At 71.1% G+C, this 16,113-nt stretch carries 14 protein-coding genes; 11 read left to right on the plus strand and 3 right to left on the minus strand.

Going from position 1 to position 16,113, the window contains the following annotated elements:
• Positions 1-3 precede the first annotated feature (3 nt).
• Positions 4-336, plus strand: coding sequence for a putative quinol monooxygenase (locus tag ABZS37_RS25765; RefSeq protein ID WP_354997160.1), 333 nt, complete (start codon positions 4-6; stop codon positions 334-336).
• Between the two features lie 49 nt (positions 337-385).
• On the opposite strand, the gene pdxY is transcribed toward ABZS37_RS25765, so the two are convergent.
• The 3 genes from pdxY to ABZS37_RS25780 form a co-directional block, all read right to left on the minus strand.
• A complete protein-coding gene (gene pdxY, locus ABZS37_RS25770) occupies positions 386-1,237 on the minus strand; it encodes a pyridoxal kinase PdxY (RefSeq protein ID WP_355172975.1) in 852 nt (283 codons plus the stop codon).
• Positions 1,238-1,379: 142 nt separating this feature from the next.
• Positions 1,380-2,174 carry a serine protease gene (locus tag ABZS37_RS25775; protein ID WP_355172977.1) on the minus strand — a complete coding sequence of 265 codons (795 nt, stop codon included), beginning with the start codon at positions 2,172-2,174 and terminating at the stop codon, positions 1,380-1,382.
• A gap of 204 nt (positions 2,175-2,378) precedes the next feature.
• Entirely contained in the window at positions 2,379-3,395 is a 1,017-nt protein-coding gene (locus tag ABZS37_RS25780) for a LacI family DNA-binding transcriptional regulator (protein ID WP_355172979.1), read from the minus strand.
• Between the two features lie 255 nt (positions 3,396-3,650).
• Between ABZS37_RS25780 and ABZS37_RS25785 the strand changes: the two genes are divergently transcribed.
• From ABZS37_RS25785 to ABZS37_RS25830, 10 genes are all read left to right on the plus strand, one after another.
• Entirely contained in the window at positions 3,651-6,005 is a 2,355-nt protein-coding gene (locus ABZS37_RS25785) for an AbfB domain-containing protein (RefSeq protein ID WP_355172981.1), read from the plus strand.
• A 369-nt stretch (positions 6,006-6,374) separates the two neighbouring features.
• Positions 6,375-7,667 (plus strand): cytochrome P450, encoded by a 1,293-nt coding sequence (locus ABZS37_RS25790; RefSeq protein WP_355172983.1) that lies wholly within the window; start codon positions 6,375-6,377, stop codon positions 7,665-7,667.
• 251 nt (positions 7,668-7,918) lie between these two features.
• Entirely contained in the window at positions 7,919-8,413 is a 495-nt protein-coding gene (locus ABZS37_RS25795; protein ID WP_355172985.1) for a helix-turn-helix transcriptional regulator, read from the plus strand.
• A gap of 221 nt (positions 8,414-8,634) precedes the next feature.
• Positions 8,635-11,025: a nitrate- and nitrite sensing domain-containing protein gene (locus ABZS37_RS25800; RefSeq protein WP_355172987.1), complete on the plus strand. Its 2,391-nt coding sequence runs from the start codon at positions 8,635-8,637 to the stop codon at positions 11,023-11,025.
• A gap of 16 nt (positions 11,026-11,041) precedes the next feature.
• The gene (locus ABZS37_RS25805; RefSeq protein WP_354997152.1) at positions 11,042-11,446 is read left to right on the plus strand and encodes a roadblock/LC7 domain-containing protein; all 405 of its coding nucleotides are present in this window, start codon (positions 11,042-11,044) and stop codon (positions 11,444-11,446) included.
• A gap of 51 nt (positions 11,447-11,497) precedes the next feature.
• Complete coding sequence (locus tag ABZS37_RS25810; RefSeq protein ID WP_355172989.1) at positions 11,498-12,691, plus strand: ABC transporter substrate-binding protein; 1,194 nt, start codon at positions 11,498-11,500, stop codon at positions 12,689-12,691.
• Entirely contained in the window at positions 12,688-13,584 is an 897-nt protein-coding gene (locus ABZS37_RS25815; protein WP_355172991.1) for a branched-chain amino acid ABC transporter permease, read from the plus strand. The genes ABZS37_RS25810 and ABZS37_RS25815 overlap by 4 nt, the downstream gene beginning before the upstream one ends.
• The gene (locus ABZS37_RS25820; RefSeq protein WP_355172993.1) at positions 13,581-14,600 is read left to right on the plus strand and encodes a branched-chain amino acid ABC transporter permease; all 1,020 of its coding nucleotides are present in this window, start codon (positions 13,581-13,583) and stop codon (positions 14,598-14,600) included. Before ABZS37_RS25815 ends, ABZS37_RS25820 begins: the two co-directional genes overlap by 4 nt.
• Positions 14,597-15,340: an ABC transporter ATP-binding protein gene (locus ABZS37_RS25825; RefSeq protein ID WP_355172995.1), complete on the plus strand. Its 744-nt coding sequence runs from the start codon at positions 14,597-14,599 to the stop codon at positions 15,338-15,340. The genes ABZS37_RS25820 and ABZS37_RS25825 overlap by 4 nt, the downstream gene beginning before the upstream one ends.
• Positions 15,340-16,110, plus strand: a complete 771-nt coding sequence (locus ABZS37_RS25830) for an ABC transporter ATP-binding protein (protein ID WP_355172997.1) — start codon at positions 15,340-15,342, stop codon at positions 16,108-16,110. Before ABZS37_RS25825 ends, ABZS37_RS25830 begins: the two co-directional genes overlap by 1 nt.
• The last annotated feature ends 3 nt before the right edge of the window (positions 16,111-16,113 follow it).

The raw sequence follows: 16,113 nt of genomic DNA on the forward strand, positions 1-16,113 counted from the left end.
GCCATGATCTTCATTACCGCCAAGTTCCGGGTCCTGCCCGAGCACGCCGACCGGTGGCCGCAGATCGCCGCCGCGTTCACCGAGGCGACCCGGGCCGAGCCCGGTTGCCTGTGGTTCGACTGGTCCCGCAGCGTGGACGACCCGACCGAGTACGTGCTGGTCGAGGCGTTCCGCGACGACCAGGCCGGTGGAGCCCACGTGCAGTCGGCCCACTTCCGCACGGCCCAGGAGACCCTGCCGCCGCACCTGGCCGAGACGCCACGCATCGTGAACGCCACCGTGCCGCAGGAGGACTGGTCGCTGCTCGGCGAGATGGCCGTCACCGACAGCCGCTGACCGACGCTGGCGCGCTCTGTCGACCCGCCGGCACGTCCTTGTCGACTCGTCAGCGGAGCCGTCGGGCGGTGAACCGGGCCGGCGGGTCGGCGATCACGTCCTGGGCCGCGATCAACTGGATCTCCCGGGTGCCCGCCGCGAGGGTCGCCTCAAGGATGGCGAAGACGGAGGCGATGGTGCGTTCCAGCGCGGTCGCGGGTGAGCCGGTCGTCCACAGATGCGCGAGGTACAGCGCCGCGGTGACGTCGCCACCGCCGTTCGGGTTGATCGGCAGCAGCGGCGTGGTCACCGCCCAGGCGCCCTCGTCCGAGACGGCCACCACCTCCAGCGAGCCCGAGGGCACGTCGCCATGGAGCACGCTGGTGACCAGGACGTGCCGCGGCCCGGTCGCGCGCACGGCGTCGACCGCGTCGAGCACCTCGGTCAGCGAGTTCGTCGTACGGCCGGCGAGGAAGTCGAGCTCGAAGTGGTTCGGCGTGATGATGTCCGCGCGCGGCACGACGGTGTCCCGCAGGTACTCCGGGATGCCCGGACGGACGAACATCCCGCGACCGGCGTCGCCCATCACCGGGTCGCAGCAGTACACCGCGGCCGGGTTGACCGCCTTGACCTTCTGCACCGCCTCCAGGATCACCGCGCCCACTGCCGGGTCGCCCTGGTAGCCGGACAGCACCGCGTCGGCGCTGCCGAGGACCCCCCGGTCCTCGATGCCCGCGATCACCTCGGCCACGTCGGCCGCCGGCAGCACCGGCCCACGCCACGCGCCGTACCCGGTGTGGTTGGAGAAGTGCACCGTCAGGACCGGCCAGACCTCGTGCCCGAGCCGCTGCAGGGGAAAGGCCGCCGCCGAGTTGCCGACGTGACCGTAGGCGACCGACGACTGGATGGACAGGATCTTCACCGGCTCATCATGGCCGCTCCGGCAGGCACCGCACGCGCGGCCCGCCGTTTCTGTCGGGTGGCCCACTCGGCGCTGACCGTCGGTGACAGCACGAGCGGACGGCCCGGACATCGTCGTCCGGGCCGCCCGACCGGTCGTACGGTCAGCCGCCGAGGCTCGCCGCGGCCGAGGCGATCGTCGAGGCGAAGTAGCTCACCTGGGTGTAGACGCCCGGGTAGTTGGGCCGGGCGCAGCCGTTGCCCCAGCTGACGATGCCGACCTGGACCCAGGCGTTGGCGGCGTCGCGGCGGAACATCGGGCCTCCCGAGTCACCCTGACAGGTGTCCGTACCGCCGCTGGCGTAGCCGGCGCAGATCTCCTGGGCGGGGATGAGATCGCCGCCGTAGTTGGAGCTGCAGGTGGAGTCGCTCACGAACGGGACGGTGGCCTTGAGCAGGTACCGCTGCTGTGCGCCGCCCTCGCGCGCGGCACCCCAGCCGGCGACGGTGAAGGTGCCGCTGTCGTAGGCGGTCGTGTTGGCGATCGGCAGCGTGCTGAGCCCGGTGACGGGGGTGGCCAGCCGGATCAGCGCCCAGTCCCGGCCGTTGCCGTTGTAGCCGGGAGCCCGGTAGACGTAGTTCGACCGGACGGTGATCCGGCTGGACGATTGGAGGTCGACGGTCCCGAGCGTTGCGGTGATGCTGGTGTTGGTGCCGGTGGCACCCACGCAGTGTGCCGCGGTGAGCACCAGCCGGGCGCTGTACAGGGCCCCGCCGCACCCCATCGAGAGCCGCACCATGAACGGGAACTCGCCCTGGGTGGCGCGGGTGCCGCCCACGACGTTCGGCGTCACGGGGTTGTCGGCCGCGGCGGCCGGCGCGGCGAGAGAGAGGCTGGCCGCGGTCACCACGGTCACCGCGGTGGCCAACAGGCCAGTGAGGGTACGCCAGCGAACCATTCATTCCTCCGCATCAGGATGGCACGCCTCGTGAGCGCACCTGATTCAAGATTGCGGCAATCATATTGAGATCAATGGATTGAATACGACATCCTCTCTTGGTCCTACCACCGGTGCTATGGATCCCGAGCGGTGCGTCGGTGCCCATGCCGGCGACACCGTGCGGGCACGGTCGACGCGCCGGTTATCCGGGGCGAGTGGTCGTCAGCCGCCCGCAGTGCCGGTGCTCTCTCGTCGGATGAGTCGGAACGGCGTCTGCACGGTCAGGGGCGCCGCGACCTCCGCGCCCTCAATGCGGGCGATGAGGCGGCGCACCGCGAGACGGCCGATCTCCCTCTTGTCCGGTGCGATCGTGGTGAGGGTCGGGGTGCTGAACCGTCCCTCCTCAATGTCGTCGATCCCGACCACCGCGACGTCCTCCGGCACCCGGTGACCGGCCTCGATCAGCGCCCGCAGCGCGCCGATGGCGACCAGGTCGTTGTAGCCGAACACCGCGTCCGGGGGATCGCCGAGGGCGAGCAGGTCACGCATGGCCCGCTTGCCGTCGAGGCGGCCGAACGCATCGGTGCGGGCGACCAGCCGCGAGCGGTACGGCAGGCCGGCGGCGGCCAGGGCCTCCCGGTAGCCGCGTACACGCAGGTGCGCCGACTGCCGGTCACCGCCCGGGGTGGCGCCGATGAACGCTATCCGGCGACGGCCGATCGCCACGAGATGCTGGATCGCCGCGTGGCTGGCGGCCACGTTGTCGATGGCGATGTGATCGTGCGGCACGTCGTAGACGCCCTCGCCGATCAGCACGAGCGGACTGTCGGCGGTCCGGGCCAGCACCTCCTCCCGACCGATCCGCACCGGGCTGAGGATCAGGCCGTCGATGATGTGCCGCCGGGAGCCGTCGAGGAGCGCCAGCTCCGCCTCCCGATCCGCGGCGGTGTTCTCCATGACGAGCGTGTAGCCGAGCCCGGCGGCCTCGGAGATGGCGATCTCGGCAAGCTCGGCGAAGTAGGGATTGTTCAGTTCCGGGATGGCCAGGGCGATCAGGCCGGTACGCCCCCGCCGGAGGTGCCGGGCACTGAGGTTGGGGCTGTACCCGAGTTCGTCGACCGCCTGCTGCACGCGCTGCCGGGTCCGCTCCCCCACCGGTCGGTAACCGTTGACCACGTTCGAGACCGTGGCCAGCGACACGCCGGCGCGTTCGGCGATGTCCTTCAGGCTGACGCCCATCCACCGACCCTTCGCGAAGCCGACTGGCGAACGGGAAAGACATTGACAGACAAGGATTGACGGAAGGCCCGGCCCACCTCTATAACGTTATAGAGGTGGTGATGGATGTCAATCACACCGATTGGTTGATCACGGGAATTCCACCGACATCCGTCGATGACGCCCGTCCCTCGTCACGCGACCACCCGATGCCCACCGCCAACGCGCTTCGGGCCCGGCTGCACCGCCCGCGGCGACTCGCCCCCCGGAGACGGCATGACACGACAGGTCCCCATCCGCCCCGCCCTGCCTCTGCTGCTCATCCTCACCCTGGTCGCCGGCCTGCTCGCCGCACCCACCCGACCGGCACAGGCCGCCCCGCCCAAGACGCCGCCACTGACCACCCCCTGGACCAGCCAGGCGCTGGTCGGCACACCACTGCCGGACTACCCGCGACCGCAGATGACCCGGCCGGACTGGCTCAATCTCAACGGCGAGTGGCAGCTACGCCAGTCCGCCACCGACGACGCCCCGCAGTTCGGCACCGACCTGCCCGAGCGGGTCAACGTGCCCTTCCCGGTGGAGAGCGCACTCTCCGGCATCCAGCGGGCCGCCAACGACAACCGCAACTACCTGTTCTATCGACGCACCGTCACCATCCCGCCGAACTGGTCGGGCCGGCGAACCCTGCTGCACTTCGGGGCGGTCGACTGGCAGAGCACCGTCTGGGTCAACGGCGTCCGGGTCGGTGCGCACACCGGCGGCTACGACGCCTTCACCTTCGACGTGACCCCCCAGCTCGCCGCCGGGGCCAACGAGATCGTCGTGAAGGTCTGGGACCCCACCGACACCCGGCAGAACGGCAGCCTGCCCCCCATCGGCAAGCAGACCAAGCAGCCTGGCGGAATCTTCTACACCCCCAGCTCGGGCATCTGGCAGACGGTGTGGATGGAGCCGGTGCCCACGGCCTCCATCAGCAGCGTGGACGTCTATCCGAACCTCGCCAACAACACCCTGCGGGTCCGGGTCTTCACCCGGGGCGACGTGAGCGGCCACAGCGTGCTCGCCGAGGCGCTGAACGGAAGCACCGTCGTCGGCTCGGCCACCGGAGGCTTCACCGACTTCAGCGTGCCGGTGCCCAACGCTCGCCGCTGGTCACCCGACGACCCGTTCCTCTACAACCTCCGGGTGACCCTCCGCAACGCCGGAGCTGCCACCGTGGACCGGACCACGCACTACTTCGGCATGCGTGAGATCACCACCGGCCTGGTGAACGGGGTGCTACGCCCCAAGCTCAACGGGCAGTTCGTGTTCCAGGTCGGCACCCTCGACCAGGGCTACTGGCCGGACGGGCTGTACACCGCGCCGACCGACGCCGCCCTCGCCTTCGACCTGCAGAAGCACAAGGATCTCGGCTTCAACATGGTGCGCAAGCACATCAAGGTCGAACCGCAGCGCTGGTTCTACCACGCGGACCGGCTCGGGCTGCTGGTCTGGCAGGACATCCCGTCGATGACCGCGCAGGACATCAACCCCACAGACGCCCAGCAGGCGCAGTTCGAGACCGAGGCACGCGAGATCGTCGACGAGCACCGCAGCTCCCCCGCCGTCGTCGCGTACACGCCCTACAACGAGGGTTGGGGTGAGCGAGCACTGGCCGACACCCGTCGGGTCGCGCAGAACATCAAGAACCAGGACCCGACCCGTCTGGTCAACCCGCACAGCGGCTACAACTGCTGCCAGTCCCTCGGCAACCCCGGCAACGGTGACATCGACGACTGGCACGTCTACCTCGGACCGGACTCGCCCGTGCCGTCGAGCAGCCGGATCGCGGTGCTCGGCGAGTTCGGCGGCCTGGGCCTGCACACCCCGGGCCACGAGCACAGCCCGAACGGCCAGTTCTTCGCCTACGAGTGGCAGGCCAACTCGACCGCGCTCACGGACCGGTACGTGGGGCTGGTGCAGGGCAGCCAGAACCTGATGCTCGGCAAGGGACTCAGCGCCTCGATCTACACCGAGATCACCGACCTGGAGGGCGAGCTGAACGGCTTCCTCACCTACGACCGGCAGGTGATCAAGATGGATCAGGCGCGGGTACGCGCCGCCAACACCGCCCTCATCAACGCCTCGAAGACCATCGGCAGCGCGGCACCCGTCGCCCTGCCGGTCAACACCCGGCGGTCGTTGCAGGTGACCACGCCCGGCTACACCAACCGGTACCTGCGCCATCAGGACAGCCTGGCCTACACGGAGGTGGTCGACGCCGCCAGTTCCAGCCTGCTGAAGGCCGACGCCACGTACACGGTGCGGCCCGGTCTGGCCGACACCGGCTGCTACTCGTTCGAGTCGGTCAACTTTCCCGGGCAGTACCTGCGCCATCAGAACTCCCGGGTCCGCAACTCCCCGAATGACGGCTCCGCGCTCACCCGCGCCGACGCCACCTGGTGTGCCCGGGTCGGACTGACCGGCACCGGAGTGTCGCTGGAGTCGTACAACTTCCGGGGTAAGTACCTGCGGCACTACAACTCGGAGGTCTGGCTCAGCAACGGCGTCGGCGGCGACGCGTACAACACGCCGGCATTGTGGGCCGCCGACAGCACCTGGAACATCGCCGCCCCGTGGGCGCCCTGACCGGTCAGGGTCACCAGGACAGCGACGACGCGGGGGGTTCCGGCCTGGGCCGGAACCCCCCGCGTCGGCCGACTCTCGCTTCCATTATCTGGACGGACGATCCGCTGCGGCGTCACCTGCTGTCCCAGCGGTCGTTTCTCGGGTCATGAGGGAAATGCGGAAACTGACGGCAAGGAGCGAGCCGCAACTTGCATCTGGCCGAGCTCGCCCGTCACTTCTGAAATAGACGGTCACCAATCTTGACTTGTGTGGCCCGTCAGCGCACCGTGATGAGTCAGAGGCAGGTGCGCGCCATTGTCGGCCCAACTGACGTGGCACGCCGAATAGGGGCGCTGCCGGTTTCGCGCCGCGTCCATCAGGAGGCGTTCCGTGCGGTTGAATCCGTTCACCGGGGTTTATCTCACCAATCCGGCAAGTATGTGGCGACGCATTCTCGACGATCCTGCCGGGGTGCACTACGCCGAGGATCTGGGCCTGTGGTTGATCAGCAGGCACACACACGTCCGGCGTGCGCTCGCCGACGCCGCGACGTTCGCCAACGCCCTCACCCTCGCTCCGGTCTACGAGGTGTGCCCGGAGGCGATGAGTGTGATCATGCAGATGGACGTGCCGCCCACCACGGCCGCCGCGGACCCTCCGGTGCACCCCCGCACCCGCCGGGCTCTACGAGCGACCTTCGCGAACACCCCCGACCGGGTCGAGGCCGAGTACGGCGCGATCGTCCGCCGCCGGGTCGACCAGTTGGTGTCCCGGCTCGTCGCCCGCCAGGGCGACCAGGTCGACCTTCTCCCGGAATTCGCCACCGAACTCCCGCTGCTGGTGGTCCTGGACATCCTCGGGGTGCCGGACGCCGACGTCGGCCGGATCCGGAGTTGGGCGGACGGCCAGATCGCCCTCATCTGGGGGCAGCCAGACCCGGCCGAGCAGGTGCGCCTGGCGCAGGATCTGCTGGAGTTCTGGCGCTACTGCCATGAGCTTGTCCGCCAGCGGGTGGACCAGGGGCACCACGGCGACGACTTCATCAGCCGGGCTCTGGCCTACCGCGACGACGATGACGCCGTGCTGACGGTGCCCGAGGTGGCGAGCATGGCCTTCAACCTCCTGGTCGCCGGTCACGAGACCACCGCCGGGCTGCTCGCCCACGCCCTCGACCAGGCGCTGTCCAGTCCCCAGCGATGGCCGGCGATCGCTGCGGACCCACAGACCGTCCCCGCGTTCGTGGCCGAGACGCTGCGGTTCGCGCCGGCCATCGACGGCTGGCTGCGAGTGACCCGCCGGGACGTCACCCTGGGAGAGGTGACCATCCCAGCGGGGGCGCGCTGCCTGCTGTTGATCGGAGCGGCGAACCGGGACCCCGCGGTCTTCGCCCACCCGGACACGTTCGACCCGCACCGGTCCGACGTGACCGATCACCTGTCGTTCGGCCACGGCCCCCATTTCTGTATCGGCGCGGCGTTGGCACGGCTCGAGGCCGGAATCGCCCTCACCCGACTCGCCGCCGCCATTCCCGGTCTACGACTGACACCCGTGCCACATCGTTCCTACAAACCCAATGTTGCGTTTCGCGCGCACCACAGACTCCTCGCGGAAATCGATGTCATGGCGCCGGACGACGGCTCGTCGGCGCGGGACGCGGCGAGCGCCGAGGTGCAGGCCGCCTGATCGTGCGCGCGCCCGCGGAGCTGGCCTGGGGCTGAACGGGGTGTCGGGCGGGTCGGCGCAGGGTCGGCGCCGCGGGCGTCCACAACGGATCCGGCGCGGACCGTCCACGCTATCGCTTGCGATCCACCGCGGCAAACGTCTTCACACCCATCACGTCGAGGGTTAAGAATTGCCCCCTATGAATGCCACTACCATCGTTCGGCCTCAATCTGAGTCCGCTGCTGATTCCCCGTTGCCACGAAGGTGAGCACATGGAGCACACGCCCCCGTCGAGCTCTGCTCGCGCCGCCGCCAGCCAGCGGTTCCGGTGGGAACTGCGCAGCTGCCGGGTCCGACGGGGCCTGACCCAGCGGGCCCTGGCGGATCTGGTGCGGTTCAGCCGGGAGACGGTCGCGGCGGTGGAGTCGGGTCGACGGTTCGGTAGTCACGAGTTCGCGGTGCGCTGCGACGACGTGCTCAGCACAGGCGGCCAGCTGGCGGCACTGTGGCCGCAGGTCGCGGCCGAGCAGTTGGCGGCCGACGGCCGCCGGGGCCCCCGCGCCCCGGAGCCGACCGGGCTGGATCGGCCGGCGCCGCGTCAGCGCGACGCGCGCGACCCGGGCGCCGTGGTGGACGCCATCGACGAACTGCGCGAGCTGATCGGCCAGGTACTCAACGGCCAGCCCGACCCGGACGACGGAACCCGGCGGCCGGACCCCTCGACGACCAGCGCTGACCTCGCCATTCCGGTCACCTCGGCGGCGTGACCGTCTGCTGACGCTGGGTACAGATGGTGGTACGGGCAGTTTGTACCACGGCCAGGTCTGGTCTCCGGGCGCGGCTTCCGGCGGAATGGGACTTGCATTCGGCAACGTGCGGATAGACCGTCATCGACGAGTCGTGGGAGTCAATCTTGGCGTCGAGCACCAGGTCCCACGCGGCCCGACCCTACCCGACCCGCCGACGCGGTTGGAAGATAGCGAGCCGGATGCGGCTCATCGTCGCGGCACCGCTCGTCGCCGTGATCGGCTTCGCCGGTCTCGCGCTGACCGAGAGCGCACGCCAGACAGCCCGCGCCAGTGACCTGCAGATCCTGGCACAGGTCGGTGCCGAGGCGGGTGATCTGGCCTACCGGCTGCAACGCGAGCGCATCGCCGCCGCCGATCTGCTCACCTACTCCGCGCCGGAGCAGCAGGACGCCTTCGGCGCGGAGATTGCCACCACCGACGATGCCGTCACGCGCTACCGCCGGCAGCGCGATCGGCTGTCCGCCGACGCCGACGCCAACCGGGCCCTCCTGCGCCGCATCGACGCGGCCCTGGACAGCCTCCCCCCGCTACGCACCCAGGTGCGTACGGCGACGCACGCCTCGGTGTCGGCGATGACCTTCAGCTACCGGATCGCGATCGCCGACCTGATCAACTTTCGGGAGAACGTCTCGCACGGCGTGGTGAACGCCCAGCTCGCCGACGGGATCCGGGCTTCGGCGGCGCTGTCGAAGACGGCAGAGGCGATCGGTCAGCAGCAGGTTGCCGTGCTCCGCGCTGTCGCGGGCGGCGAGCTGACCCCGGCCATGCAGCAGGACCTCACCGCCGCCCGTACCAGCTACACGGAGTCGAGCCTGTCGTTCCTGGCCCTGGCCCCGCCCGACTGGAGCATCTGGTGGGAGCAGGCCGGCACCGGCAAGGAGGCGCTCGCCCTGCAACGGATGCAGGACGAGGTGTTCCGGGCCCAGCCGGGGTCGCGGCTGCAACTGGAGACCGCCGGCTGGGTGTCCACCACACAGGCGCGGGCCGCACGCCTGGCGGAGCTGCGGGGGCGGGTCGACGTCGCGGTCCTCGACGACGTCCGGGCCGCGCACGCCGACCAGCGCCGCCGGGCCGTGGCCGAAGCGGTCGGTGTCCTCCTGGCACTCGTGCTGACCGCGCTGGTGACCTGGGCCGTCGCTCGGCAGATCACCCGCCGGCTGCGTCGCCTGCGGGACGCGGCCAACGCCGTGGCGTTCGAACAGCTCCCCGCCGTGGTGGCCCAGCTCCAGCAGCCGGGCAGCGCCGCCGTCGACCCGCACAAGCTGGCCCGTGAGCAGTCCACCGCCGCCCTCGAACCGTCCAGCGACGACGAGATCGGCGAGCTGGGCCAGGCGTTCAGCGCCGTGCACCAGGCCGCCGTGCGGACAGCCGCCGAGCAGGCCGTCATGCGCGCCAACACCGCCGACATCTTCATCCACCTGAGCCGCCGCGAGCAGCGACTGGTCGACGCCGTCCTGGCCCAGGTCGACCTGGTCGAGCGGGACGAGACCGACCCCGACCGGCTCCACCAGCTGTACACGCTGGACAACCTGGCGACCCGGATGGGACGCATCAACGCCAGCCTGCTGGTGCTCGGCGGCGTCGGCGTCGGTCGCGTACGCCAGCACGACGTCCCTCTGCAACAGGTGCTCCAGGCAGCGCTGTCGCAGATCGAGCACTACGCGCGGATCCGGCTCGGCATGATCGACGGAGACGTCGCCGTCGCGGCCAAGACCGTCGACGAGGTCGTGCATCTGCTCGCCGAACTCATGGACAACGCGACGACGTACGCGCCGCCGGGCAGCGAGACATGGGTGAGCGGCCGAAGCCTGGGTGACCGCGTCATCGTCCAGATCAGCGACGAGGGCGTGGGGCTGTCCCCGCAACGGATGCAGCAGCTCAACGAGCTGCTGGCCCGCCCACCGGCCATCGACGTGGCCGCCGTACGGGCGATGGGGCTCGTTGTGGTGGGCCAGCTCGCGGCCCGGCTGGGGGCCACCGTCCACCTGCGACGCGGCCCCCGGCGCGGCATCCTCGCCGAGGCGACGCTGCCCGCCGCGATAATCCGGTCGCTGCCACCGGAGGAGTACCTGCTCGCACCCGGTCGGTTGTCGCGGCGTGCGGCCCGGACGACCAGCCCTCCACCGCCGTACCAGCCGCGTCCCCAGCCCTCCGCCGGGCGCCCCCTGGGCGAGCGGACCCTGCCGGCGGCGCCGGTGTTCCGACCGGCTCCCCCACCCCCCGACCGGGGTAACGCGCCCACCGAGGAGCTGCTCATCTTCGAACAGGTCAACCACTGGTTCCACACCGATGTCGTCGACGGCGAGGACGGCCAGGCGTGGTCCAGCCCGGCTGACGACGCCTGGCGCACCGCCGCCCAGGCGACCACCCCCGAGGTCGCCACGACCACCACGTCGGGCCTGCCCAAACGGCAGCCGCAACGGCATCTCGTGCCCGGCGGCGTCACCGTGCCCCAGCAGCAGCAACGGTCCGAGTACCGCGACCCGGCGCAGGTGGCGACGGCGATGGCCGCGTACGCGCGCGGTGTGGCGACCCGCCGCCGCACCCCGATCGACCTCGGCAACAAATGACGCGACAGGAGAGCACGTGAGCGACCAACAGGATCTCGGCTGGCTGCTGGACAGTTTCGCCGCGCGCGCGACCGAGGTCAGCCATGCGATCGCCATCTCCGCCGACGGCCTGATGGTGGCCGCCACCCGTGACCTGCCGCCGGACCGGGCCGACCAGTTGGCCGCAACGGGCAGCGGGCTGGTCAGCCTGCTGCGGGGCGCGGCCGCCTTCTTCGACGCCGGCGCGGTGATCTCCAACGTCACACAGCTCGAAGGCGGGTTCATGTTCTCGATGGCCTTCAACGACGGCGCCTCACTGTTGGTGCTCGCCGCACCCGAGTGTGACGTCGGCAAGGTCTCCTACGAGATGACCGAGCTGGCCAACCGCATCGGGGACGCGCTGACCCCCGCGGCCCGAGCGGCACTCGCCCGCAGCCGCTGACAATCCCGGCGCCCCCACGCCGGGAACCCCACCCTTCCCCTGGAGAAACACATGTCACTCACCACCCCTCGGCGCAGCCATGCCCTCACCGCGACACTGCTCGCGCTCGTGCTGGGCGTCAGCACGGCCTGCGGCGACGACGGGCCCGGCACGAGCGCCGGCGGCTCGATAAAGATCGGCCTGCTCGCGTCGCTGTCCGGCACGTACCAGGCCGTCGGTACGGAGATCCGCGACGGCTTCCAGCTCTACCTGGACACCCACGACGGCAAGCTCGGCGGTCGACAGGTCGACCTCGTCGTCGCGGACGAGGGCAACGGCGCCCAGACCGCGGTGCCGGCGGCGACCAAACTGCTCAAGCAGGACCGCGTGGTCGCGCTCACCGGCATCGTCGGTGGCGGTTCGGTCGCCGGGGTCACCCCCCTGCTCAACGAGACCAAGGTGCCACTCGTCGGCTCCAACGGCCGACCGGAGCTCAAGGACGTCTCCCGGGTCTGGCACACCTCGTACCTCTCCGACGAGCCCGGAGCGGCGATCGCCCAGCACGTCCGCGACAACGTGCAGGGCTCGGTGTACGCGATCGGCCCGGACTACCAGGGCGGCTGGGACGAGCTGCGCGGCTTCACCGACGCGTTCGCCAAGGTCGGCGGGAAGCTCGCCAACTCCGACGGCAAGACCACCTTCACCCCGTTCCCGGCCACCACCAACTTCACCCCGTACTTCGCCCGGATCAAGGCCTCCGGCGCGTCGGCGGTCTACACCTTCTACGCCGGCAGTGCCGCCGTCGACTTCGTCAAGCAGTACGCGCAGTCCGAGATCAAGGACGTCCCGTTGTACGCGGCCGGGTTCCTCACCGAGGGCGGCGTGCTCAACGCGCAGGGCGAGGCCGCCCGGGACATCTACTCGGTGCTCAACTACTCCCCCGACCTCGACAACGCCGAGAACCGCGCCTTCGTGGCGGCGTGGAAGGCGAAGCACGACGGTTCCCCGACCACGTACGCGCTCGCCTCGTATGACGCGGCGGCGGTGCTGGACCGGGCCATCGGGGCTGCCGGGAGCGACCCGACTCCGGAGGCCATCAACGCGGCCATCGGTCAGCTCGGCCAGATCGCCAGCCCGCGCGGCACCTGGCAGTTCTCCACCGCCACGCACTCCCCGGTGCAGAAGTGGTACCTGCGGCAGGTCCGCCAGGACGGCCGGGCGCTGTCCAACACCGTCGTGGGTGACCTCGCGACCGTCGGCCGATGATCGCGGTGGCGGCCGGCACGAACCGGATCGACCCGTACCTGATCCCGGCGTTGGACGGCGTCGCCTACGGGCTGCTCGTCTTCGTCGCCGCGTCGGGCCTGGTCTTCTGTTTCGGCGTCGCCAACATTCTCAACCTGGCGCACGGCCTGCTCTACGCGATCGGCGGGTACACCGCCGCGGCGCTGCTTGACGGCGGCTGGGCGAGTCTGGCGCTGGCGCTGGCGGTGGGTGTGCTGGCCGCCGCCGCGGCGGGTGTGCTGCTGGCCGGCCTGCTCACGCCGGTCGCCACCGGCAACCACCTCACGCAGGCGCTGCTGACCTTCGGGGTGGCGCTGGCCGGCGGCAGCCTGCTCGTCGCCGGTTTCGGACCTGACGATCCGCGGGTCCAGGTGCCCGCCGCCCTGGACGGTTCGGTGGTGGTCGCCGGCCACCGCTATGCCGCGTACCGGCTGGTCTTCATCGTCGTCGCGGCGGCGATCGCCGCCGCGCTCTACCTCGTGGTGCGGCGCACCAGGGCCGGGATGCTGGTCCGGGCGGCCGTGGACGACGCGGAGATGGTCGCCTGTCTGGGCGTGAGTCCCGCGCGGATCCGAGCCGGTGTGCTCGCCGCCGCCGGTGCGCTGGCCGGCGCGGCCGGAGTCCTGGGAGCGCCCATCATCGGTCCCGGCACGGACACCGCCGACACCGTGCTGTTGCTGTCCCTGGTGGTCGTGGTCCTCGGTGGCCTCGGGTCCATGGCCGGCACCCTGCTCGCCGCACTCGCGATCGGCGAGATCCAGACGTTGGGGGTGGCGCTGCTGCCGTCCGCCGCACCGTTCCTGCTGTTCGCCGCGATGGCTGCCGTGCTGGCCGTGCGGGCCCGTGGCCTCGCCAGCAGGTGGGGGGCGACATGAGGGACGAGGTGATCCGGCGGGGACGGGGCGCGGTCGCGGCACTCGTCCTGGCTGGCCTGGTCGTGGCGCCCTGGGTGGTCGACGACTACACCGTTGCGATCCTCGCCCGGACGTTGGCGCTGGCCCTGGTCGGGGTGAGCGTGGCGCTGCTCACCGGCGTCGCCGGCATGCCCACCCTCGGCCAGACCGCACCGTACGCGGCGGGCGCCTACGGCTGCGCCGTGCTGGGGAGCCGGATCTCCGACGTCGGCGTCGTGCAGCTCGCCGTCGCGGCGGGCGCGGGGGCGGTGTTGGCCGCGCTGACCGTGCCGCTCGTCGTCCACGCCCGCGGGGTGATCGTCTTGATGATCACCCTGGCCATCGGCGAACTCGTCGTGACCGTTCTCGGCCGTTGGCGGTCGGTGACCGGTGGCACCGACGGGCTGGCCGGCATCGCCCCGGTCCGCCCGTTCTGGGGTCTGCCGGTCCTGGCCAGCGACCAGGCGCGTTATCTGTACACCCTGGTCGTCGTGGCCACGGTGGTCGGCGCGGTGCTGTTGCTGCTGCGTACCCGGGCCGGGCTGCTGCTGCGTGCCGGTCGGGACGACGAGACGCGGCTACGCGCCAGCGGCCACCGGGTGCCGCTGTACCTGTCCGGCGCGCACATCGCCGCCGGGGCGATAGCCGGCGCCGCCGGCTCGCTGTTGGTCGTCGCCCAGCAGTACATCTCCCCCGCCGACTTCGGCTTCGACACGTCCGCCCTGTTGCTGCTCGGTGTCGTCATCGGTGGCACCGCCTCGGTCGGCGGCGCCCTGGTGGGCGCGGCGCTGGTCATCGCCGTCCGGGACTGGCTGTTCGGGGTGCTGCCCGGCCACGCGCCGTTGGTGCTGGGCGCGCTGTTCGTGGCGACGGTCTACCTGCTGCCCACCGGCGTCAACCGGGCACGGAGCAGGTTGCGCCCGCCGAGCGCCCCGCCGAGGCAGCCGGACGCGCCACCCGCCCGTGACCACGCCTCGGTCCCGGAGCTACAACGATGACCTGCCTGCTCAGCGCCCAGGACGTCAACGTGCGGTACGGCTCGCTCGCCGCGCTCGCCGGAGTGGACCTGTGCGTCCACGATGGTCAGCGACACGCCCTCATCGGTCCCAACGGAGCCGGCAAGACGACCCTGCTCAACGTGATCGGCGGGTCCACGAAGCCGCAGCGCGGAACGGTGCGGTTCGCCGGACGGGACGTCAGTCGCCTCGGCCCGGCGGCGCGGGCGCGGCGGGGCATCAACCGCATACACCAACGACCCGCGGTCTTTTCGACGCTCACCGCGACGGAGAACGTCGTGGTGGCCGCGCTGCCGCGGGTCATTGCACGCCGCAGGTGGTGGCCGGGCGGACGCCGCCACACCGCGCGACACCGGGCGGGCCCGCTGCTGGATCAGATGGGCCTCGCCGACGTCGCGGCGGTGCCCGCGGGGCACCTCGCACACGGCCAACGTCGCCAGTTGGAGATCGCGATGGCCCTTGCCGGTCGCCCCCGCCTGCTGCTGCTCGACGAACCGGCGGCCGGGCTGTCCGCCATCGAGGTCGGCCGGCTGGTCGAGCTGCTCCGCGAGCTACCCAGGGAGGTCGCCGTGTTACTTGTCGAACATCGACTGGACCTGGTGTACGCCCTCTCCGACACGGTCACCGTGCTCCGCGACGGCCGGACGTTGGCCGCCGGCACACCGGACGAGATCCGTACCTCGCCGCTGGTGCGGCAGGCCTACGCCGACGGGGTGGCCTGATGCTGTGTGTGGATCGCCTCTGCGCCGGCTACGCCGGAGGGATCGTGCTGCACGAGGTCAGCCTGCGGGTGCGCCCCGGCAGTATCCAGGCCGTCGTCGGTCGCAACGGGGCGGGCAAGAGCACCCTCGTGCACACGATCGCCGGGCTGGTGCGAGCCTCCAGTGGTCACATCGAGATCGGCGGCGTGCACGTGGCCGGCCGGCAACCGCATCGCATCGCCCAGTCCGGCGTCGGTCTCGTCCCGCAGGGCCGGCGGGTCTTCTCCCGGCTGACCGTGGCCGAGCACCTGGTCCTGGCGGCCGCGCCGTGGCGGGCCGCCGCCCCCGGCGGCGAGGGCTGGACGGTGGCCCGGACCCTCGAACTGCTGCCGAGGCTGGCGGTGCGGCTGCGACACCGCGGCTGCGAACTCTCCGGCGGCGAGCAGCAGATGCTGGCTATAGCCCGTGCGCTCCTCGGCCAACCACGGGTGCTGCTGCTCGACGAACCGTGTGAGGGCCTCTCGCCCGACCTGGCGGCGCGCGTCCGCGAGCTCGTCAGTGGCCTCGCCGCCGACGGGTTGACCGTGCTGCTCGTGGAGCAGCAGCTCCAGCATGCGATCGAGATCGCGGACCGGGTGGCGGTGCTGGAGTACGGCCGGGTGATCTACGACCGACCGACGGCCGAGGCGCGCGTCGATCCGGCCCCACTGGCGGCGATGTTGAGCGTCGCCGCCGTTCCGCCACCCCCGGCCAGCCGACCAGGCCCTCGACTCTGGGCCGACACCCCGTAGTCA

The organism is Micromonospora sp. NPDC005413 (assembly GCF_040606435.1).
GTDB lineage: Bacteria > Actinomycetota > Actinomycetes > Mycobacteriales > Micromonosporaceae > Micromonospora.

Excerpts from the sequence above, each read along its gene's own strand:
- ABZS37_RS25815 (WP_355172991.1), top strand. The coding sequence starts at position 12,688 with ATGATCGCGGTGGCGGCCGGCACGAACCGGATCGACCCGTACCTGATC.
- ABZS37_RS25785 (WP_355172981.1), top strand. The coding sequence starts at position 3,651 with ATGACACGACAGGTCCCCATCCGCCCCGCCCTGCCTCTGCTGCTCATC.
- ABZS37_RS25775 (WP_355172977.1), bottom strand. The coding sequence starts at position 2,174 with ATGGTTCGCTGGCGTACCCTCACTGGCCTGTTGGCCACCGCGGTGACC.
- ABZS37_RS25795 (WP_355172985.1), top strand. The coding sequence starts at position 7,919 with ATGGAGCACACGCCCCCGTCGAGCTCTGCTCGCGCCGCCGCCAGCCAG.
- ABZS37_RS25810 (WP_355172989.1), top strand. The coding sequence starts at position 11,498 with ATGTCACTCACCACCCCTCGGCGCAGCCATGCCCTCACCGCGACACTG.
- ABZS37_RS25800 (WP_355172987.1), top strand. The coding sequence starts at position 8,635 with ATGCGGCTCATCGTCGCGGCACCGCTCGTCGCCGTGATCGGCTTCGCC.
- ABZS37_RS25825 (WP_355172995.1), top strand. The coding sequence starts at position 14,597 with ATGACCTGCCTGCTCAGCGCCCAGGACGTCAACGTGCGGTACGGCTCG.
- ABZS37_RS25765 (WP_354997160.1), top strand. The coding sequence starts at position 4 with ATGATCTTCATTACCGCCAAGTTCCGGGTCCTGCCCGAGCACGCCGAC.
- ABZS37_RS25820 (WP_355172993.1), top strand. The coding sequence starts at position 13,581 with ATGAGGGACGAGGTGATCCGGCGGGGACGGGGCGCGGTCGCGGCACTC.
- ABZS37_RS25830 (WP_355172997.1), top strand. The coding sequence starts at position 15,340 with ATGCTGTGTGTGGATCGCCTCTGCGCCGGCTACGCCGGAGGGATCGTG.
- ABZS37_RS25780 (WP_355172979.1), bottom strand. The coding sequence starts at position 3,395 with ATGGGCGTCAGCCTGAAGGACATCGCCGAACGCGCCGGCGTGTCGCTG.